The organism is Amycolatopsis sp. NPDC101161 (assembly GCF_044768185.1).
Lineage (GTDB): Bacteria > Actinomycetota > Actinomycetes > Mycobacteriales > Pseudonocardiaceae > Amycolatopsis.
The window spans coordinates 64,179-84,556 of record NZ_JBIWPI010000008.1; the positions used below are offsets into that span (position 1 = coordinate 64,179).

The 20,378-nt window shown below is 72.2% G+C and carries 17 protein-coding genes; 7 read left to right on the plus strand and 10 right to left on the minus strand.

What is annotated here, in order from left to right; genetic code table 11:
* Nucleotides 1-35 precede the first annotated feature (35 nt).
* From ACIRSS_RS46845 to ACIRSS_RS46855, 3 genes are read right to left on the minus strand one after another with little or no spacing between them, the layout of a single operon-like run.
* A complete protein-coding gene (locus ACIRSS_RS46845) occupies nucleotides 36-1,229 on the minus strand; it encodes a kynureninase (RefSeq protein WP_400907964.1) in 1,194 nt (397 codons plus the stop codon).
* Complete coding sequence (locus ACIRSS_RS46850; RefSeq protein WP_400907967.1) at nucleotides 1,226-2,020, minus strand: tryptophan 2,3-dioxygenase; 795 nt, start codon at nucleotides 2,018-2,020, stop codon at nucleotides 1,226-1,228. The genes ACIRSS_RS46845 and ACIRSS_RS46850 overlap by 4 nt, the downstream gene beginning before the upstream one ends.
* Nucleotides 2,017-2,832 (minus strand): PaaX family transcriptional regulator C-terminal domain-containing protein, encoded by an 816-nt coding sequence (locus tag ACIRSS_RS46855; protein ID WP_400907970.1) that lies wholly within the window; start codon nucleotides 2,830-2,832, stop codon nucleotides 2,017-2,019. The genes ACIRSS_RS46850 and ACIRSS_RS46855 overlap by 4 nt, the downstream gene beginning before the upstream one ends.
* A 47-nt stretch (nucleotides 2,833-2,879) precedes the next feature.
* On the opposite strand from ACIRSS_RS46855, the gene ACIRSS_RS46860 reads away from it, so the two are divergent.
* Genes ACIRSS_RS46860 through ACIRSS_RS46875 form a run of 4 tightly spaced genes read left to right on the plus strand, consistent with a single transcriptional unit; the run spans nucleotide 2,880 to nucleotide 6,649 of the window.
* Nucleotides 2,880-3,632 (plus strand): creatininase family protein, encoded by a 753-nt coding sequence (locus ACIRSS_RS46860; RefSeq protein WP_400907973.1) that lies wholly within the window; start codon nucleotides 2,880-2,882, stop codon nucleotides 3,630-3,632.
* Entirely contained in the window at nucleotides 3,625-5,136 is a 1,512-nt protein-coding gene (locus ACIRSS_RS46865) for a benzoate-CoA ligase family protein (RefSeq protein ID WP_400907976.1), read from the plus strand. The genes ACIRSS_RS46860 and ACIRSS_RS46865 overlap by 8 nt, the downstream gene beginning before the upstream one ends.
* Nucleotides 5,133-5,825, plus strand: coding sequence for an SDR family NAD(P)-dependent oxidoreductase (locus tag ACIRSS_RS46870; protein ID WP_400907979.1), 693 nt, complete (start codon nucleotides 5,133-5,135; stop codon nucleotides 5,823-5,825). The genes ACIRSS_RS46865 and ACIRSS_RS46870 overlap by 4 nt, the downstream gene beginning before the upstream one ends.
* Nucleotides 5,822-6,649, plus strand: a complete 828-nt coding sequence (locus tag ACIRSS_RS46875; protein WP_400907982.1) for an enoyl-CoA hydratase family protein — start codon at nucleotides 5,822-5,824, stop codon at nucleotides 6,647-6,649. Before ACIRSS_RS46870 ends, ACIRSS_RS46875 begins: the two co-directional genes overlap by 4 nt.
* Here the strand turns inward: ACIRSS_RS46875 and ACIRSS_RS46880 are convergent.
* From ACIRSS_RS46880 to ACIRSS_RS46895, 4 genes are read right to left on the minus strand one after another with little or no spacing between them, the layout of a single operon-like run.
* A complete protein-coding gene (locus ACIRSS_RS46880) occupies nucleotides 6,646-7,557 on the minus strand; it encodes an SMP-30/gluconolactonase/LRE family protein (RefSeq protein ID WP_400907985.1) in 912 nt (303 codons plus the stop codon). The two genes, ACIRSS_RS46875 and ACIRSS_RS46880, sit on opposite strands and share 4 nt — an antisense overlap.
* Before the next feature lie 10 nt (nucleotides 7,558-7,567).
* A complete protein-coding gene (locus ACIRSS_RS46885) occupies nucleotides 7,568-8,224 on the minus strand; it encodes a histidine phosphatase family protein (protein ID WP_400907988.1) in 657 nt (218 codons plus the stop codon).
* Nucleotides 8,225-9,280: a phosphotransferase family protein gene (locus ACIRSS_RS46890; protein WP_400907990.1), complete on the minus strand. Its 1,056-nt coding sequence runs from the start codon at nucleotides 9,278-9,280 to the stop codon at nucleotides 8,225-8,227.
* Complete coding sequence (locus tag ACIRSS_RS46895) at nucleotides 9,277-10,029, minus strand: SDR family oxidoreductase (RefSeq protein ID WP_400907993.1); 753 nt, start codon at nucleotides 10,027-10,029, stop codon at nucleotides 9,277-9,279. The genes ACIRSS_RS46890 and ACIRSS_RS46895 overlap by 4 nt, the downstream gene beginning before the upstream one ends.
* 368 nt (nucleotides 10,030-10,397) lie before the next feature.
* On the opposite strand from ACIRSS_RS46895, the gene ACIRSS_RS46900 reads away from it, so the two are divergent.
* Nucleotides 10,398-11,318, plus strand: coding sequence for a hypothetical protein (locus ACIRSS_RS46900; protein WP_400907996.1), 921 nt, complete (start codon nucleotides 10,398-10,400; stop codon nucleotides 11,316-11,318).
* 457 nt (nucleotides 11,319-11,775) lie between these two features.
* On the opposite strand, the gene ACIRSS_RS46905 is transcribed toward ACIRSS_RS46900, so the two are convergent.
* Nucleotides 11,776-14,706 (minus strand): LuxR C-terminal-related transcriptional regulator, encoded by a 2,931-nt coding sequence (locus ACIRSS_RS46905; RefSeq protein WP_400907998.1) that lies wholly within the window; start codon nucleotides 14,704-14,706, stop codon nucleotides 11,776-11,778.
* A gap of 75 nt (nucleotides 14,707-14,781) precedes the next feature.
* On the opposite strand from ACIRSS_RS46905, the gene ACIRSS_RS46910 reads away from it, so the two are divergent.
* A complete protein-coding gene (locus tag ACIRSS_RS46910; RefSeq protein WP_400908000.1) occupies nucleotides 14,782-15,072 on the plus strand; it encodes a nuclear transport factor 2 family protein in 291 nt (96 codons plus the stop codon).
* Here ACIRSS_RS46910 and ACIRSS_RS46915 read toward each other — a convergent pair.
* Nucleotides 15,067-16,701: an acyl-CoA synthetase gene (locus tag ACIRSS_RS46915; protein ID WP_400908002.1), complete on the minus strand. Its 1,635-nt coding sequence runs from the start codon at nucleotides 16,699-16,701 to the stop codon at nucleotides 15,067-15,069. The genes ACIRSS_RS46910 and ACIRSS_RS46915 overlap by 6 nt on opposite strands.
* A 153-nt stretch (nucleotides 16,702-16,854) precedes the next feature.
* On the opposite strand from ACIRSS_RS46915, the gene ACIRSS_RS46920 reads away from it, so the two are divergent.
* Nucleotides 16,855-18,543, plus strand: a complete 1,689-nt coding sequence (locus tag ACIRSS_RS46920; RefSeq protein WP_400908005.1) for a bifunctional 3'-5' exonuclease/DNA polymerase — start codon at nucleotides 16,855-16,857, stop codon at nucleotides 18,541-18,543.
* Between the two features lie 40 nt (nucleotides 18,544-18,583).
* Here ACIRSS_RS46920 and ACIRSS_RS46925 read toward each other — a convergent pair whose 3' ends face one another.
* Nucleotides 18,584-20,344: an exo-alpha-sialidase gene (locus tag ACIRSS_RS46925; RefSeq protein WP_400908008.1), complete on the minus strand. Its 1,761-nt coding sequence runs from the start codon at nucleotides 20,342-20,344 to the stop codon at nucleotides 18,584-18,586.
* Nucleotides 20,345-20,378: the final 34 nt, after the last annotated feature.

A 20,378-nucleotide genomic window follows, 5' to 3' on the forward strand; every position in this document is an offset into this window, starting at 1 on the left:
GAGACCAGTGGAGGTCTCGCCATACGGACCGGTAATCAGCCGGTGATCACCTTGCCGAGGGTGCGCATCGCCGTCTCGAGCTGGACGTCCGACAGGTACGGCGCCGGACCGAAGCGCAAGTACGGCCCCCGGCTGTCGGTGCGGACGCCCTCCGCGGCCAGCGCCGCCTGCAGCCCGGACGCGTCGGCGCAGCGCAGGGAGAGGAACCCGCCGAGGCGCTCCAGCTCCACCGAACGGTCGCGTGTGACGACGTCCTCGGGCAACCCGAGCGAGTCGAACACCGACGCGAGCAGGCCCACCTGGTGCTGGGAAACCTCGCGCAGGAACTCCGGGGTGAGGCCCTGCTCGGCGAAGAACCGCTGGACCCGGACGCCGCGGTAGTGGCTGGCCGGGTCGTAGGTCGCGCCGGCGAAGCGGTCGCCGCCGGTGGCGTACGCGACCTGGCCCGGGTTGCGCTCGTCGGCGAGCGCGCCGAACTCGGCGTACCAGCCGGTGATCACCGGGCGCAGCTCCTGGGCGTGCGCGGGCAGCCGCAGGAAGCAGTTGCCCTCGCCGAGCTGCAGGTACTTGTAGCCGCCGCCGAGCACCCAGGCGTTGGTGAGCCCGAGGTCGTGCAGCGCGAACGGCACGACACCGAGCGCGTGGTAGGCGTCGACGACGAGCTCGATCGACCGGCCGCGGCACGAGTCGGCGAGGTGCGCCAGCCCGGGGACCAGCCTCGACGTCTCGAACAGCACCGCCGACACGAGCACGGCGGCGGTGTCGTCGGTGACTTCGGCCGCGACGCGCTCGGCGAGCGTCGTCACCGGGTCGAGCGGCACCCGCACGACCTCGACGCCCTCCTCCTCGAGGCGGGCGAGCTGGCGGCGCAGCGTGTGGAACTCGCCGTCGGTGGTGACCAGCCGCGGTCTTCGCGGCAGCTCCATCGCCGAGAGGAACCGCAGCACGAGGTCGTGCGTGCTCGCGCCCAGCGCGTACTCGCCGTGCGGGTCGCCGAGCAGCAGGCGGAAGCCCGCGCGCAGCTCGTCGGCCTTCGCGAACGCGCGCCCCCACTTCTCGTCGACGTCGCGGGCGGCGTCCGCGAAGGACTCCCGGAGGCCCTCCTCCGCGACGTCCGGCCACGCCTGGTGCGAGTGCCCGGACAGCAGCAGGCGCTCGGCGACGCCGAAGCGGGAGTAGTGCGGGGCGAGCGCGTTGTCGTCCGCGCGCAAGTCGTCCAAAGTGGTCACAGTCGGCTCCGTACGGCCCAGAGATCCGGGAACATCGGCTGGAAGAGCGTGGTACGCAGGTAGGTCGCGCCGGATGATCCTCCCGTCCCGGTCTTGTCGCCGATGGTGCGTTCGACCATCTTCACGTGCCGGTAGCGCCACTCCTGCATCCCTTCGTCGAGATCCACCAGACATTCCGCGACGACCGACGGTCCGCCGTCGTCGCTGTACACGTCCAGCAATATCGCCTGCAGGGCCGGGGACGGCTCCACCGGGAGAGTGACGTCTCGGTCACACTCCACGGAATAGCCAGAAGCCTTGAGGTACGCGAGAAAAGAGTCGAACAAGGACGGTCGCGCCATCGCGTCGGCAATGCGTTTCCGCTGCTCCCCGCCCTCGGGGTAGTGCGCGAACACGCGCTCGTCGCGCCGCCCGAGCACGGCTTCCAGCTCGCGGAACTGGGCCGACTGGAAGCCGGACGAGGCGTCCAAACGGGTGCGGAAGCTCGTGAACTGGCTGGGGGTCATGGTTTCCAGGACGTCGATCTGCGCGACGGCGACCTTGAGGATCGTCAGGATCCGCCGCAGGACGCGGATCGAGTGGGCGGTGTTGCCCGCGACGAGGTTCTCCTGGAGGAACTCGGCCTCGTGCAGGATCTGCTTGAACCACAGCTCGTACACCTGGTGGATCACGATGAACAGCAGCTCGTCGTGCTCGTCCGAACGCGTCCGCTGCGCGTTCAGCACCTCGTCCAGCGCGAGGTACGAGGTGTAGCTCAGGGCTTCTTGCGTGGCTTGGCTGGTTTCGGTCATCCCTTGGTCACCTCGTCGAAATGGCGCTGAGCGGCCGGAGCCAGCGCGGTGTACAGATCGTGGAACAGTTCGACCGCGGCCGCCCGGCGATCCGGTGCGGGCACCAGGTCGGCGGGCAGTTCCGGGTCGAGCGACGGGAACGCCCGGAAGGTGTGCACCAGGCGCGCGTGCACCTCGAACGCCTCGGCGTCCGGGGTTTCCTTCTCCGCGTACCCGCCGAACTGGGCGACGAACGCCGTGTAGCGCGCGGCGAGGTCGTCGAGGTCCCAGGCCCGGCCGGCGAAGCGGCGGACGTCCAGCGCGGCCGACGGGCGGCCGAGCAGCAGGCCGGCGTGCTCGGTGACGTCCAGCTCGCCGAGCAGGGCGACGACCTCGGCCTCGCGGTCGTGCGGGGCGATCCAGGTGCCGTCCTGGTACGGCCCGAAGCCGAGGAACCGCAGCCGCCGGACCAGGCGTTCCCGGGCCTGGCGGCGGCTCTCCGGGATGCTCTGCCAGAGCACCGTCCACTCGCCCGCGGCGCGCTCGCGGCGGCCGAGGGAGAAGATCCGGTGGTCGCCGTCGGCGAGCAGGGCGATGGTGCGGCGGGTCAGCGAGTAGTGCACAGTGCGGCCCTCGCGGTGGCGCTGGAGCAGGCCGCGGCGCACCAGGCGGGTCAGCGCGATCCGGGCCGCACCGTCGGAGAAGCCCAGCTCGGCGAGCACCGCGACCAGGCCGCCCGACCACACCCGCCGGGTCTCACGCGGGTGCACGTAGCTGCCCAGCAACGTCACGACCAGCTCCTGGGGGCTGGCGTCGAAGGCATCTCCGGGCATGCGGCAACTCTATACACCCCAGGCCGCTGCGGTGTAGCTTGATTTGCGTGACGTACTTCGCGGACCTCAGCTCACGGCAGGTCGCGGACGTGGTGAACGGCCCGCGCGTGCCGGTGCTGCTGCTCCCGCTGGGTGCGGTCGAGCCGCACGGGCCGCACGCGCCGCTGGGCACCGACCCGCTGATCTCGCGCGGGATGTGCGAGCGGGCGGCCGACCGGCTGGCCGCCGACGACGACGTCCACGTGCTGGTGCTGCCGGAGGTCCCCTACGGCGTGACGCGGTTCGCGGCCGGGTTCGCCGGCGGCGTCCACATCGGCGAGGAGACGCTGCACTCGCTGCTCGTCGACATCGGGTCGGCGCTGATCGGCCAGAGGTTCCGGCGGATCCTGCTGGTCAACAACCACTTCGAGCCCGCGCACCTGGTCACGCTGCGGCGCGCGGTGGAGACGCTGAACTTCGCCTACGACGGCCGCGTCGCGCTGCTCGACCTCGTCCGGCGGCGGCACGCGGAACGGCTGACCGAGGAGTTCCGGTCCGGCGAGTGCCACGCGGGGCGGTACGAGACGTCGCTCGTGCTCGCCGACCGGCCCGAGCTGGTCGACCAGCCGCTGATGCGGACGCTGCCGCACGTGCCCGTCAGCCTGGCTTCGGCTCCTGAGGACGGTGGCTTCCTCGCGATGGGCATGTCCGACGCGTACTGCGGGACGCCCGCCGAAGCGACGGCGGCCGAAGGTGAACAGACTTTCTCGACGTTGACCGACCTGCTGGTGGAAGCGATCCGGGAGCTGGCCCGTGAGTGAGCCGTTCAACCTCGCCACGCACTTCCTCGACCGGCACGTGGCTGACGGCCGCGGCTCGCGAGTCGCACTGTTCGTCGGGGATCGGTCAGTGACTTACGCCGAGCTGGCGCGGCTGGCCAACCGCGTCGGCAACGTCCTGCGCGACGCCGGTGTCCGAAAAGGACAGCGGGTGCTGCTGGCGTTGAGCGACGGCGACGAGTTCGTCGCGACCTGGTACGGCGCGCAGAAGATCGGCGCGGTGACCGCCGAGGTCTACCCGTTCCTGCAGCCCAAGGACTACGAGTACTACCTCGGCTACACCGAGGCCGTCGCGGTGGTCGCCGACGCCGTCACGCTGCCCGCGCTGCGCACGGCCGGAGCCAAGGGGCTTCTGGTCACCGGTGTTCCCGAAGGCGAGCTGCTGCCGGGCGAGCGTCCGTTCCGGTCCCTGGTGGACGCCGCGCCGGACACCCTCGAAGCCGCTCCGACCACTGTGGACGACGTCGGGATCTGGAAGTTCACCACCGGCAGCACCGGCGCGCCCAAGGCGTGCGTGCACACGCTGCGCAGCCCGATCGAGAGCTTCGAGCGGTACGCCGTGCGGGTGCTGGGACTGCGGGAGGACGACCGCGTGCTCGCCGTGCCCAAGCTGTTCTTCGGCTACGCGCGCGATCTGGTCGCGCTGTTCCCGTTCGGCGTCGGCGCGGCCGGGATCGCGTTCCCCGAGCGCAGCACGGCGGACCTGATGTTCGAGCTGATCGCGAAGCACCGGCCGACGGTGCTGGTCAACGTGCCGACCATGATGAGCGCGATGGTCGCGCACCCGGCCGCGGCCGAGCAGGACCTGAGCTGCCTCCGGATGACGACGTCGGCCGGCGAGGCGCTGCCGTCGGAGCTGCACCGCAAGTGGGACGCGGCCTTCGGGGTGCCGGTGGTGGACGGGATCGGCTCGTCGGAGGCGTACCACATCTACCTGTCGAACCGGCCGGGTGCGGCGCGGATCGGGACGCTCGGGACACCCGTTCCCGGCTACACCGCCGAGGTCGTCGACGAGCTCGGGAACCCGTTGCCGGACGGGGAAATCGGGCCGCTGCGCGTCACCGGGCCGACGATCGCCCTGGAGTACTACGGCGATGCGGAGAAGTCCGCGGGGACGTTCGACGGCGACACGCTGACGTCGAGTGACCTGTTCAGCCGGTCCGACGGGTTCTTCCGTCACCACGGGCGCGCCGACGCGCTGCTCAAGGTCGGCGGGGTGTTCGTGGCGCCCGGCGAAATCGAGGACTGCCTGCTCGGCCACCCCGCGGTGGTGGACTGCGCGGTCGTCGGCCAGGAGGTCGGCGGCCTGGTCGTGCCGCGCGCGTACGTCGTGGTGCGCGCCCCGGTGACCGCGGACGAGCTGAAGGACCACGCGAAAGCCCACCTGGCCAAGCACAAGTACCCCCGTGAAGTGGTGTTCATGACCGAACTTCCCCGGACCGCCAACGGAAAGCTCGACCGGCGCGCGCTGGCGGGCCGGCCGTGAGCCGGCTGGTCGTCGTCACCGGCGGCACCCGCGGAATCGGCGCGGCGATCGCGGCCCGGTTCGCCGAAGCGGGCGACAAGGTGCTCGCGCCCGGCCGGGCCGAATGCGACGTCACGGACGAGGATGCCGTCGCGGCGTACTTCGCCGCTGCCGGGCCGGTGGACGTGCTGGTGAACAACGCCGGGATCTCGTCGAGCGCACCGCTTTCGAAGACTTCGCTCGACGACTGGCGGTCGCAGATCGACGTCAACGCGACGGGTGCTTTCCTGTGCACGCGGGCGGTCCTGCCGGGGATGCGCTCCCGGGACAGCGGCCGGATCGTGACGGTGGCGTCGACGGCGTCGCACGTCGGCTACCGCTACACGGCCGCGTACACGGCGTCGAAGCACGCGGCGGCCGGGCTGATGCGGGCGGTCGCGGCCGAGCTGGCCGGCACCGGCGTCACGGCGAACGCGGTGTGCCCGGCGTTCGTTCGTACCGACATGACGGCTTCCTCGGTGGCGCGGATCCAGGAGCGCACGGGCCGCTCAGTCGATGACGCCGAATCGGCGTTGGCGGCGGCGTCTCCGCTCGGCCGGCTGCTGGAACCTTCGGAGGTGGCGTTCGCCGTCTCCTTCCTGGCGGCGCCCGAGGCCGCCGCGATCAACGGCCAGACTCTCGTACTCGACGGCGGAGGAATCCAGTCATGAGCCCGTTCCGCGCGACCGCACCGCTGACGAAGGAGTGGGAGCACTTCGAGTTCACGGTGGACGACGGCGTCGCCACGGTGACGTTCACCCGGCCGGACAAGCTGAACGCGCTGACATTCGACGTCTACGCCGACCTGCGGGACCTGGTGCTGGAGCTGCCGCAGCACGAGGACGTGCGGGTGCTGGTGATCACCGGGCAGGGCCGCGGGTTCTGCTCGGGCGGTGACGTCGAGGAGATCATCGGCGAGCTGCAGAAGTTCGAGACGGCGCGGCTGCTGGAGTTCACGCGCATGACGGGCGCGGTGGTCAAGGCGCTGCGCGAGTGTCCGCTGCCGGTGATCGCGGCGGTCAACGGCGTGGCGGCGGGCGCGGGGTCGGTGATCGCGCTGGCGAGCGACTTCCGGCTGCTGGCGGAGTCGGCGAAGTTCGCGTTCCTGTTCACGAAGGTGGGTTTGGCGGGGGCGGACATGGGTTCGGCTTATCTGTTGCCGCGACTGGTGGGCTTGGGCCGGGCGACGGAACTGCTGATGCTGGGCGACAAGCTGCCCGCCGCACGCGCTTTCGAGATCGGCTTGGCCTCCCAGGTGGTTCCGGACGCCGACCTCCCCGCGACGGCGTCGGCGCTGGCCCGCCGCTTGGCCGACGGCCCGGCGCTGGCGTATTCGACGACGAAGGTGCTGCTTACCCGCGAGCTGGACATGGACCTGGGCAGCGCGATCGAGCTGGAGGCGATGACCCAGGCACTGCTGATGACGGCGAAGGACCACAAGGAGTTCTACGCGGCGTGGACCGCGGGCCGCGAACCGCGGTGGACCGGCCGCTAGAGCCGGGTGACCGCGATCGCGTTCTCCTCCAGCGAGCCGAAGTACAGCTGACCCCGCCACTCCCGCACGCCCACCAGCATGTGGAACCCGGCGATCTCGCCGCGCAGTTCTCGTTCCACCTTGCCGTCCGGTGCCACGCCCAGGACGCCGACCTCGCGGCCCGGGCTCGGCTGCAGCCACGTCGGGAGCGCTCGGACCCCCGCCCGGAGGAACGACGGCAGGCTGCGGACCACGTCCAGCGCCGCCACGCGCGGGGACGCCTGCGTGATCCAGATCAGCCCGTCCGTGCCGGTCGAGATGTTGTCCGGGAAGCCCCACAGGTTCTCGACCAGCGCGTCCACGTGACCGTCCGAGAGCCGGACGCGGGACACGCTGAACGCGCCCGTCTCCGCCACCGCCACGAACGACTCGTCCGGGGCCAGCGCCACGCCGTTGGCGAACTGCAAGCCGTCGAGGACCAGGTCGATCGCGCCGTCCGGGGACCTGCGCAGCAAGCGGCCGCCGCCGGTCTGCTCGATCAGGTCGTCGCGCCAGTTGTCGATGCCGAAGCGGCGCGAGGAGTCCGTGAAGTAGATCGTCCCGTCGGACGCCACCGCCGCGTTGTTGCAGAACACGAAGTCCAGCCCCAGCGCGGAAGTGGCCAAGGTCTTCACCGCGCCACCGGCCAGCGGCACCACGAGCAGACCGGCCCGCGCGTCGCAGATCAGCAGCTCGTCCTCGCCGTACAGCTCCAGCCCCAGCGGACGCCCGCCCGTGTCGGCGACGACGTCGATGTGCCGTCCATCGGGCGACAGGCGCAGGATCCGCCCGTCGTCGACGCCCGCGTAGATCCGGCCCTCGCCGTCGACCACGACGTCCTCCGGGCCGTGCCCGTTCACCGGGATGACCGTGACCTCGCCGAACCGCATCGGGCGCCTCCTACCGGTAGGTGAGCAACTGGGCCGCGTCCGCCTCGAAGTGCGGGTGCTCGTTGAACGACAGCATCGTGACGCCGCCGCGGCCGGACACCAGCTTCGTGATCCCGCCGTTGACCGTGACGCGGTTGAGCTTGAGCAGCCCCACCTCGGGCGTGCCCATCAGGAGCCCGCAGAGCGTGGCGATCACGCCGCCGGAGGTGAACACGAGCGCGTGCTCGCCCTTGCCCAGGGACGCCACCAGGTCCGCCAAGGCGGACCGGCAGCGGTCGAGGAACGCCGGCCACGGCTCGGCGCACGGCCCGTCGGCGCCGGCCGTGGTCCACGCCGTCAGTGCCGCGTCCAGAACCCCTTGGTACGCCCGGGAATCCTCCTGCGGCGCGCCACCGGCGTGGTGGCGGGCGATGTCGACGTGGTCGTACTCGTTCCAGCGCGGGTCCTCGACGACCGGGACGTCGGTGCCGAGCACCTTCAGCGCCGTCGCCGCGGTGTCCCGCTGCCGCGCGAGCGTGCCGGACCGGATCTGACTGAAGGAGACGTTGCGCCGCAGCAGTTCCGCACCGACCACAGTGGACTGTTCGAAGCCGCGCGGCGACAGCGCGTCGTAGTCGGACGCGCCGAAGGACGCCTGCCCGTGCCGGACCAGGTAGATCGCGCCCACTCAGACACTCCCCTTCGCGATGATCTCGCGGCACCGCCAGTCGAGGTACCCGACGAACTGCCAGAAGTCCTTGAACGCCGGGTTGCGGGTCCCGCCGTCGTGGTAGCGGCGGTACAGCTGCTGCAGCACCGCCGCGAGCCGGAACAGGCCGTAGACCTCGTAGAACCGCCAGTCCCCGATCGCCAGCCCGGTCTTCTCCGCGTACCGCGCGACGAACTCCTCGCGCGTGAACATTCCCGGCAGGTGGGTCGGCTGGCGGCGGCTGGCCTTCATGACGTCGTCGTCGCCGGCCTCGACCCAGTAGGCGAGCATGCTGCCCAGCTCCATCAGCGGGTCGCCGAGCGTGGCCATCTCCCAGTCGAGGACGCCGGTGATGTTCAGCGTCGACGGGCCGTCCAGCACGAGGTTGTCGAGGCGGTAGTCGTTGTGGATCAGGCAGATCTTGACCTCTTCGGGCTGGTTCGCCGCCAGCCAGGCGCGGACCTCGGCGAAGTCGCCGACGTTGTCCGTGCGCGCCGCGACGTACCGGTCCGACCAGCCGCGGATCTGCCGCTCGACGTACCCGGCGCCCTTGCCCAGGTCGGCCAGCCCGGCCGCCTCGACGTCGACGGCGTGCAGGTCCACCAGCCGGTCGACGACCTTGCCGGACAGCTCACGGGCCTGCTCCGGGCTCAGCTCAAGACCGGCGGGCAGGTCGCCTCGCAGGATCAGGCCGTCCAGCTTCTCCATGACGTAGAAGTCGCCGCCGAGCACGCTCTCGTCGTCCCCGAAGGCCAGCATCCGCGGCACGTACGGGAACACCGGCTTCAGCGCGTGCTGCACGCGGTATTCGCGCCGCATGTCGTGCGCCGAGGCCGCCTTGTGCCCGGCCGGCGGGCGGCGCAGGATCAGCTCGCGGTCGGGGTAGGTGAGCAGGTACGTCAGGTTCGACGCGCCACCCGGGAACTGCCGGACGTGCGGCGGCTCGGCGCCGAGGCCCTCGACGCGCGTGGCCAGCCAGGTGTGCACCGCGGCGGCGTCGAAGGCGTCCTCTTCGCGCACTTCGATGGTGGTCATGCGAACCTCCGCAGGATCGAAGCCGGCACGACGCGCATGGCGACGCTCAGCGGCACCCACGGCCACGCCGGGACGTAGGCGCGCGCCCGCTCGGCCTCGACCGCCTTGGCCAGCGCCCGCGCGCCGCTCTCGGCCTTGGCCAGCAACGGGTTCTTGCCGATCCGGTCGTTCATCTCCGACTCGATGTAGCCGGGCCGGATGTCGGTGACGGTGATGCCCTTGCGCTTGAGCTCCAGGCGGGTGCCGTCGACGAACGCCGAGATCCCGGCCTTCGAGGCGGCGTACGCGGTGAGGTTGCCCGGCAGGCCGCGGATCGCGCTGAACGAGGAGACGACGGCGAGGTGCCCGGCGCCCTGCGCGCGGAGGATCCCGGCGGCGGCCTCGATCTGGGCGGCGGCCGCGACGAAGTTGACCTCGAGGGTCTGCCGGTTGGCGTCGAACCGGCCCTTGCCGACCGGCTGCCCCTTGCCGAGCCCGGCGTTCACGATCACCCGGTCGAGGGACCCCAGCTCGGCCCGGAACTCCTCGAAGACGGTGAAGACGCTGTCGTGGTCGGTGACGTCGAGCTTGCGCGTGACGACCTTGATCCCGGGGTGCGCGGCGGTCAGCTCGCCGGCCAGCTTTTCGAGCCGGTCGGTGCGGCGCGCGCAGAGGGCGAGGTTGCGCCCCTTGGCGGCGAACTGGCGGGCCATACCTTCGCCCAACCCGCTGCTCGCACCGGTGATCAGGATGTTCTTCCGGACCGTCATGGCTCGGAGCCTACCCGCTGGTAATAAGACCGGTGGCCCGGCGCTGGGGGCGTCGCCGGGCCACCGGTCATCGCGCGGCCACCCCGGCCGGTCGCACAACGCGGCCGGGTGAGCCGGAGCCGTTCGTCCACGGCTGCGGCCCGCACGCGGATGGGCCGTGAGGGGGAGGCGGAGCCACCGGCGCGGGCAAGTCATACAAGCGCGTCCGCCCAGGCCGGGGCAATGGTTCACAGTTGCCAGTACTAGCCCGTTCGCCCGAGTGGCGGCGCGTTCCGGGTCACCGGCTGCCCGGCGATGGGGGGTGGCGCGTCCTGCTAACGTGCACCGTGTCGGGGATCGTCGGGGGGACGTTACGGGGCGGGTCGGCCATGGCGGGCAGCACTGCGGGCGGTCAGCAGGGTGAGCGCACCGCGTTCGCCACCCACCTGCGCGCGGCCATCGCGACCAGCGGGCTCTCGCTCGACCGGATCCAGGCGCGGCTGCGCGCCCGCGGGGTCGTCGTCAGCGTCACCGCCCTCAGCTACTGGCAGTCCGGCAAGCGCCAGCCCGAGCGGCAGAGCTCGCTGTCGGCCGTCCGCACGCTGGAAGAAATCCTCGACGTCCCCGCCGGGTCCCTGCTCGGGCTGCTGCCCCCGCCGCGGCCCCGGGGCGGGGCGGGGAAGCGCCAGGCGGGCGGCGAGCCCCTGACGTTCCCCCGCGAGGTCCTGCAGCCGCTGCTGGACAAGGTCGGCGCGCCGGACGCGCTGGAGCGCCAGCACCCGCTGAAGCTGGTGGGGCTGCACGACCTGTGCGAGATCGCCGCGGACGGCGGCCAGCGGGCGGTCACCGCGCGGGCGGTGTTCCAGGCGGCCGCGGACGGCCAGGACCGCTGGCTGCTGGTGTACACCCAGGACGACCCGGCGGCTGGCCCGCCGGACCTGCACGCGGTGCGCAACTGCCGGATCGGCCGCGCCGAGGTCGACGTCGCGCACGGGCTCCTCGTCGCGGAGCTGGTGTTCGACCGGCCGATCGACCGGGGCGAGACGCACTTGATCGAGTACACGCTGACCAACGGCGGGCCGCCGTACCCGGAGTGCCGCAACACGTACTACCGCGAGTTCCGCCGCCCGGTGCGCGAGTACCTGCTGGAGGTCCGGTTCGCCCCGGGCACGGCCCCGGACCGCTGCTGGCAGTACGCCCGCAACGGAACAACGGCCACCCGCCGCCCGTTGAAGCTCGACGGCGGCGACGGGGTGCACGCGGTGGCGTTGGACTTCGGACCGGGCGTGTTCGGCATCGACTGGGACTGAGCCTCACGCCAGGTGGGCGGCCGCCGGCTCCGCGAGGTGCCCACCGGGCGGCTGCCCTGCTCTCAACGCGGCTCGAATGACCGGTTAGCTGGCCACGTGCGTCCTGGAACGATCTTGTGGTCGGACACCCACGTACCGGATCACGAGCCGGAAGCTCGCCGCTTGTCACCCCAGTGCTCCGAGACCATCTCCTTGCCGTGTGCGAGCCATTCAAGCTCCCACAGACACTCATGCCACGCTCTCCCGGCTTCCACGACGGCAGGGGAACCGAGCGCGAGAACAGATTCCCACTTCGCTGAACGATCGAGCTCGGCATCACCGACCTGCTGGGATCCGGAACTGTGTTCAAGCAGTCCCGACTTCCGTCTCCGCTTCCCGTCGCCCAACTTGTTCGTCGGCAGATCAATTCGAGAATTCGATGTTCACCCAACTACGCGAGCGGACCGCCCACTTGGCCTCAAGTCAAGTGGGCGGCCGCCACGGTCGCCAGTTCCGTGCGGTTCGCGATACCCAGCTTCGCGTACACGTGCGCCAGATGCGTCTTCACCGTCCCCCGGCTCATGAACAGCTTCGCGCCGATCTCCGGGTTCGTGCTGCCCTCGGCCGCCAGCTTGACCACCTCCAGCTCCGTCGGCGTCAAGCTTCCCCAGCCGCTCGACGGGCGGCCGCGCGCGCCTCGCGTGCGGCGGACGAACGCCACCACGTCGTCGAGGCTCATCGGCTCTTCCTCGGTCGTGATCTCCAGCTCGGGCTGCTCGGCCGGCCGGCGGGGGAAACCCAGCTCCGCGCGCGCCCGGGTGGCCGAGACGAACACCCTCACGGCGTCGGCCGGGCGGCCGGTGCGGGCGAGGAGCGTCGTCAGCGCGTCCAGGCTGTCCAGGACGCCCAAGCGGAGGCCGTGGTCGAGCCGCAGCGTCAGCGCCTCGTGGTGCAGCTCGGCGGCCCGCTCCGGCTCGGCCAGGTACCCCTGCTGGTCCAGCGCGTCGGCCAGCGCCGACCGCAGTCCCCACCGCCGGGTCAGCTCGACGGCGGTGGCCAGCACCTCCTCGGCTTCCGATGTCCGGCCCAGCGCGCGCAGCACGGCCCCGCGTTCGGCGAGGCCCTGCGACGCCATGTACGTCCCGGGTATGGCCTCGCGGGCGAACCACCGCTCGGCCTCCTCGAACGAGCCGCGACGCCGGTGCAGCTCGCCCATCACCCCCGCCATGCCGGGCACGAAGACGTCCCCCGCCGTCTCGACGAGCCGCAGGAACGGCTCCATCACGCGGAACCCCGCGTCGACCTCGCCGGCCAGGCAGTGCACCAGCGCCAGCCGGCACAAGGTCGTGTTGACGCGGTGAAAGTCCCCGAGCGGCGCCGCGACCTCGACGGCGTGCTCGGCCAGCTCCCGCGCCCGCGGCAGGTCCGCCGACGCGAGCGCGATCGCGGACCGGGTACTGAGGACGGTCGACGCGAGCCCCCGGTCGCCCCGGCGAAGCAACCCTTCGGCCGCTTCGGCGAGCAACGGCTCGGCTTCGCCGTGGCGGTCCCGCGCGTGGAGGATGATTCCGCGCAGCATCAACGCGCTGTCGCGCGCGAACCCGTCGGCTCCCGCGGCCTTTTCGGCTTCGAGAGCGACGTCCCAAGCGGCGTCGAAGTCCGTGTACAGGTGCCCGAGGGCGGTCAGCGCCAGGCATCGCGCGCGGAGGCTCGCTTCGCCGAGTTCGGTGGCGATCTCCAAGCCCAGCCGCGCGGCTTCGAGGTCGAACGGCGCCGTCGTGTCCGCGACCAGGCCCATCCCGGTGAGCAGCCGCGCCTGCAGCGTCGACCGCTCGTCCGGGCACCGGGCGACCGCGCGCTTCAGGTACGCGAGCCCCTCATGACCGCGCCCCCGCAGGTTCCACAGCCACGCGACGGCGGCGGCGAGCCGGCGCCCGCGCGTGGGATCTTCCTGTGCCAGCCCCCATTCCAGGGCCGCGCGCAGGTTGTCGCGCTCGGGTTCCATCCGTGCGCGCCAGGCGTCCTTGTCGCGGTCGAGGTCGGGTTCGGCGGCCTCGGCGAGCGCGAGGAAGTGGTCGAGGTGGCGGTCGCGCTCGACGTCGGTCTCCCCCGCCTCGGCCAGCCGGGCCGCCGCGTACTCGCGGATGGTCTCCAGCATGCGGTAGCGGCCGTTTTCAGCCAGTACCAAGGACTTGTCGACGAGCCGGCCGAGCGCGGCCGGGCCGCCCGCCGCGTCCAACGTGAAGCCGCCGGCGAAGACGGCGAGCCGGCGGAACACCGCGCGGTCCTCGTCGTCGAGCTGGTCGTGGCTCCACGCGATCGACGCCGCGAGGGTCTGCTGCCGCGCCGGCACCCCACGCGGCCCGCGGGTCAGGAGGGCGAACCGGTCGTCGAGCCCGGCGTCGATCTGGTGCGGGGTAAGGGTTCCGAGCCACGCGGCGGCGAGCTCGACGGCCAGGGGGATGCCGTCGAGCCGGGTGCACACCGACCGGACGGCGGCCGCGCTGGAACTGTCCACAGTGAACAGTGGGCGGACCGCGCCGGCCCGTTCGGCGAACAGCGCGACGGCCTCCTCGACCGCGAGCGGCGGCACCCGCCAGACCGTCTCCCCCGGCACGCCGACGGGCTCGCGGCTGGTCGCCAGCAGCGCGACCTCGGGACAGGACCGGAGCAGTTCGACGGCGAGGTCCGCGACGGCGTCGAGCGCTTGTTCGCAGTTGTCGAGGCAGAGCAGGACGCGCCGGTCGCGCAGGTGGGTCACCACCGACCGGACGGCGCCGACGTGCGGCTCGACGGGCACCCCGAGGGTCGCGGCGACCAGCTCGGCGACCTCGGCGGGCTCGGTGTCGAGTTCGACCCACCACACGCCGCCGGGCCACCGCCCGGCCCCGGCGGCGGCGACCTGCGCCGCCAGCCGGGTCTTGCCGCTGCCACCGGTCCCGGCCAGCGTGACGAGCTGTCCCCCGGCGAGGCGCCGCTCGAGTTCGGCGGTTTCGGTTCCGCGGCCGACGAAGCCGGTCAGCTGCACGGGGAGGTTGTTCGGGGTCGTGTCGAGCGAGCGCAGGGGGCCGGGGCGGCCGCCCAGCTGGAAGATCCGTTCGGGCCCGGTGAGATCGGGCAGCCGGTGGACGCCGAGGTCGTGCAGCGGCCGGCCCGGCAGTTCGGCGGCGGTGCGCGCGGAGACGAGCGTGCAGCCGTCGGCCAGCTCGCGCAGGTGCCGGCAGCGCCGGACGGCGGGACCGGTGGGAGCGCCGTCGTCGCGGAGCAGCACGTCGCCGGTGTGGAGAGCGGCGGGTCCGCCGGTCAAGGCCGCGAGCGCCTCTTCGGGCGTCGCGAAAACCGCCGGGGGTTCGTCGCCGGCGCACAGGATCGTGACCGTGCCCGCGGGCACCAGGTTCGTCTCGCTCATCGCCCGGCCAGTCTGCCAGCGAATCTCGGCCAGGTGGCAGATGTCCGCACGCCCGCCGCCTGCGACCTTCGACCGGTGAACACGTTCGAAGACCTGCTGGCCCGCTGGCGTGACGCCGAAACCCGCGGCGACGGCGCCGCGTCGTTGCTGGCCGCCGACTTCCGCGGCGACGGCCCCGATGGGCTGGTGCTCGACCGCGACCACTGGCCCGGCCGGGCGCCGACGGCGGCGTTCCGGTGGACGCAGCTGCGGGTGACGCCCTCGGTCGGCGTGGCGACCGGGCACCGCGACGGCGCGGGCTGCACCGTCGTGGCGGCCGTGCGGGAGGGACGCTGGCTGATCGTCAACGTCCAGCGCGGGTCATGACAGCTTGTTCCGCAGCACCTTCCCGGTCGCGTTGCGGGGCAGCTCGTCCAGGAATTCGACGTCGCGCGGCACCTTGTACCGCGCCAGGTTCGCCTTGACGTACTCGCGGACGCCGTCGACGTCGAGCTTCGAGTCCTCCGTGCGCACGATGAACGCCTTGAGCCGCTGGCCGAACTCCGGGTCCTCGATGCCGATCACCGCCGCTTCCAGCACGTCCTCGCGCTCGACCAGGAGGTTCTCCACCTCGATCGGGAACACGTTCTCGCCGCCGGAGACGATCATCTCGTCGTCGCGGCCGTCGATGAAGAGGAGGCCGTCGTCGTCGAAGTGGCCGACGTCGCCGCTGGACAGCAGGCCGTCGATGATCTCCTTGTGGCGGCCGTCGGTGTAGCCGCCGAAGCTGAGGCCGCTGCCGACGAACACCCGGCCGGTGACGTGGGGCTCGGTGATCTTGCGGCCCTTTTCGTCGTAGAGCGCCACCTTGCAGCCGACCGGCGCGCGGCCGACCGTGCCCGGGGCCTTCGCCCAGTCCTCCGGCGTCGCGACCGTCGCCACGGCGACCTCGGTCGATCCGTAGAGGTTGTGCACGACCGGGCCGAACGCCTCGTTCGCGCGGTTGCCGAGGTCCGGCGACAGCGCCGAGCCCGCGACGAAGATGATCCGCAGCGACGACGTGTCGTACTTCTCCCGGACGTCCTTCGGCAGGTCGACGATCCGCTGCAGCATGGTCGGCACCAGCACGAGCGCGGTGCACTTGTGCTCGGCGACGCCGCGCAGCGCCTCCTCCGGCGTGAACTTGCGGCGCATCACGACCTTCGAGCCGAGCGCGAAGGAGAGGATGAACTGCGAAAGGCCGGTGCCGTGGAACAGCGGCGCGCCCATGTAGGTGGCCTCGTTCGAGCGCAGCGGGATCCGGTCGAGGAACTGCGCCGACGCCAGCGCCGACGTGTGCGGCCGCGGCGCGCCCTTCGGCGTGCCGGTGGTGCCGCTGGTGAGCAGCACGAACCCGCCCGGCTTGGCCGGCGCGGGCCACGGCCGGTCGTCGGTGCTGGCGATGATCTCCGACAGCACCGGGGTGTCCCGGTCGGTGAGGTCGGTGTCCGGGTCGACCCAGGCCAGGTAGCGGTCGACGCCCTCCGGGATGGCGTCGAGCAGGCCGGTGAACTCCTGGTCGTACACCAGCGCGGTGACGCCTTCGCGCTTGGCGACGTCGGCCAGCTGCGGCTTCGCGAACCCGGTGTTCATCAGCAGCAGGCGGACGCCGAGCTTGCCCGACGCGGCCATCGTGATCACCAGGCCGCGGTGGTCGCGGCAGAGCGCGGCGACGACCTGGCCGGGCTGGATCCCGCGCTCGGACCAGGCGCGGGCCAGCGCGTTCGACTGGTCGTCGAGCTGCTTGTAGGTCAGCGGGCCGAGCTCGTCGACGATGCCGACGGCGGTCGGGTCGCGGCGCGCGGAGATGTGGTTCGCGCCGGCGAACGGGCCGAACTTCCGGAGCGCGACCAGTGAGCGGACCCCCTCGTCGAGCCGGGGGAAGGGTACGAGTCCCGCCCGCCGCATCACGTCGACGCTGCGGGCCGTCTCGGCCACCTTGTCCGCCACCTGCGTGGCGAGCTCGACCAGGCTCATCCAAGCACCTCCATTGCTGCGGGAAGAGTGCCCACGCCGACGGCGGGCGTACCGGCGGTATGGGGGCTACTGGAGAGTAAACCAACCGCGCCGCGAGTGCACCAGCCATGCGCGTGGTCCGGTTTTGTCGGTGGTGACCGTCATGATGTCTTCGTGCAGGTGATCGCCGGGCGGGAGGAGGACGGGAGCTTCACCGTGCAGTCGGCGTCGTCGACGGCGAAAGGCCTGGACGAGGCCGGTTTCGCGGCGGTGGCGCGGGAGCTCGAGACGTCGGTGCGGCCGCGCTGGGTGTTCCCGTCGGTGGAGGGCGTGTACCCGGTGCTCGTGGCGGCCGGGCTGCGGGTCGAACGCTGCTACGACCTCGCGCTGGCGGAGGGGCTGCTGCTGGCGTACGAGGGCGCCGACGGGCAGTCGCGGAGCCTGCGCGCGGCCTGGGCCAGGGCGAACGGTGAGGAACCGCCGCCCGATTCGGCGGCGGTGGAGCTGGCGCAGCCGACGTTGTTCGACACGCGGGTGCCGACGCTGCCCGACGGCGTGACGGTCGTCACGGCGGTCCGGCGCGTGCTCGCGGAGCAGGAGCGGCGGGTGGCCGCGGGCGAGCACCCGGACCGGCTGCGGCTGCTGCTCGCCGCGGAGTCGGCGAGCGCGCTGGCCGCGGCGGAGATGTCGGCCGACGGCCTGCCGTGGCGCGCCGACCTGCACGAGGAGCTGCTGACGTCGCGGTTGGGCCCGCGGGTCCGGCCCGGTGAGCGGCCCAAGGTGCTGGTCGAGCTGGCGGCGAAGATCAGCGAGGCGTTCGGCGGCCGGCCGGTCAACCCGGACTCGCCGCCGAGCGTGGTGCGGGCGCTGGCCCGGGCCGGCATCGAGGTCCCCGCGGCGCGGAAGTACCTGCTGAAGGGGATCGACCACCCCGCGGTCGGGCCGCTGCTGGAGTACAAGGAGCTGTCGCGGCTGTACGCGGCGAACGGCTGGGCGTGGCTCGACGAGTGGGTCAGCGACGGCCGGTTCCGCCCGCACTACGTCGTCGGCGGCGTGGTGTCCGGGCGCTGGGCCAGCCGCGGCGGCGGGGCGCTGCAGATCCCGAAGGTGCTGCGCACGTGCGTCCGCGCGGACCCGGGCTGGAAGCTGGTGGTGGCCGACGCGGCCCAGCTGGAGCCCCGGGTGCTGACGGCGCTGTCGGGCGACCGGCGGCTGGCCGACGTCGCGGCGGCGACGGACCTGTACGCGCGCCTCGGCGAGGCGTTGTTCTCGGGCGCCCGCTGGGTCCCGGCCGCCGACGACGACCGCGACGACCGGGCGCGCGCGAAGATCGCGATGCTGTCGGCGATGTACGGCGGGACGTCCGGCGAAGCGGGACCGCTGCTGGGGTTGCTGCGCCAGCGGTTCCCGGACGCGGTGTCCTATGTGGAGCGTGCGGCCCAGGCGGGCGAGCGCGGCGAACGGGTCCGCTCCCGGCTAGGCCGGACGTCACCGGCCCCCTCGGCGGCGTGGCGGGCGCTGACCGGCGGTCTGGCGTCGGACGAGGCGGGCGAGCTGAAGGCCCGCCGGGCATCGAGGGGCTGGGGCCGGTTCACGCGCAACTTCGTCGTCCAGGCGAGCGCGGCCGACATGACGGCGGTGATGCTGGCAACGCTGCGCCGCCGCTTGCCCCCGCCGGCGCACTTGGTGTTCTTCCAGCACGACGAGGTCATCGTCCACACCCCGGCCGAGCTGGCAACGGAGGTGTCGGAGGCGATCACGGACGCGGTGACGGAGGCGGCGAGGATGCTGTTCGGCCCGGCGTGCCCGGTGCGGTTCCCGATGCAGGTCGCGGTAGCGGACACCTACGCCGACGCGAAGTGAGCCGTGCCGGGCGGCGTACCGACCGGCACGGCTCCAGCCGCTACGGGAACATCGCCAGCGTCTGCGTTCCGACGTCCTGGTTCGGTAGCGTCCGGCCCGGGTTGCCGCGGAAGTCGGTCCAGCACGGGTGCAGGCGGAAGTCCGCGCCCACCGCCGCTGCCGTGTAGTCGCCGATGAACACCCCCTGCAGCTCCTTGCCCGTCACCGCTCCCGTTCCGACGAACTGGACCTGCGGGTTCGCCGTCTGCGTCGTGATGCGGCGGAGCGGGGACAAGCCGTCGCCCCAGCCGGTCGCGTACGCGTAGTCGAGCCCTATGCCCTGCGGGTCGTACGCGCGCGTGTAGAACGTCACCGCCACCCGGCCGGCCAGGGCCGCGACCGCCGGGAACACCTCGTCCGCGCCGCTGCCGATCTTCACCGGCTTCGACCAGCCGTGTCGGCCGTCGGATCCGCTCAGGAACGCGTCGCCGTTCGTCTTGACCGACTCGCCGTCGCGGTACGTGCCGTTGCGGTCGTCGGCCCAGGTCACCCACAGGTGGTCGGTCACGCGGTCGTAGGTCAGCTGCGGGAAGCTGTTGACGCGGAAGTTCTCGCCGGTCAGCGCGTTGTTGGCGACGTCTTCGTTCACCGGGAAGTCGAAGTCGAGACCGACCTCGGCGTGCCGGAACGTGCGGCCGCCGTCGCGGGAGGTCGCCACGACGACCGCGTCGTGGTCGGCGGGCTGGTCGCACGCGGCCGTCGCGCACACCGACGTCTCGTAGGCGACCTGGAGCGTCCCGTCGCGGGTGACCACCGGGTTCGAGCCGCTGCCGAACGGCGTGATCCCGCCGTGGAACCCGGTCAGCGACGGCGAAATCCGGCTCATCGGCGACCACGTCCGCCCGAAGTCGCGGGACTTCGACAGCACGATCGGCGACTCGACGAACGCGCCGGTCGCGTCGTAGGTGAACTGCGTCCAGGTCACGTAGACGTCGCCGGTGACCGGGTCGGCGGCGATCCACTCCTTGTCGTTGAAGATGTTCGTCGGGGTCGGCGTGCCGGCCGGCGTGACGCCGTCGAGGTGAAGGATCGCCGGGTCGCCGAAGCTGCGGCCGCCGTCGTGCGACACCGACACGGCGATGCCGCTGGCGAGCTGCTGGTCGTCCGGCACCGCGGCGCGGCTGAACACGAGCGTCGCGTAGTAGACGGTGCCGTGCGGCCCGAACGCGATGGCCGGGTCACCCGCGGCGTCCATGTAGGACAGCGGGGCCGCCGCGCCGGTCGGGAAGTCGAGGTGCGGCAGCTGGACGTTCGCCCAGGTGCGGCCGCCGTCGAACGACGTGTAGGCGAAGCCGCCGGAGTCGTTGCGGGACTCGCGCGTGTTGTAGAGCCGGTAGTCGTTCGCGCCGGCGACGATGTTGCGCGGGTTCTCCGGGTTGACCGCGATCGTCGTCTCGTTCTGGGCGGTGCTGCAGCCGGTCTGGCTGCCGGTCGGCACGATGGTGTCGCCGTCGATGACGTCGTTGTTCGGCGCGAGCGGCCGGTAGGGGTTCGGCTTCCCGATGTAGGTCTGGCAGAGCGCGGACAGCGCGGGATCGTCGCCGTCCTGCTCTTCCCCTTCGGCGAACTGCTCCTTGAGCAGCGGGTTCGGCACGTCGTGGTGCGCCTCGGCGATCTTGTGCTTGCTGTGCGCGGCTTCGCCGGGCAGCGGCGGCCCGCCGGCGGCGTGCGCGGCGGGCGCGAGCACGACGGCGAGCGGCAACACGAGCGCGGTGAGCGTGGCGAAGATTCTTCGTTTGGCGGACTTTTCGCCCAAGGACATCGGAAGGTCCCTTCCCAGGAGGTCTTCAGCCGTC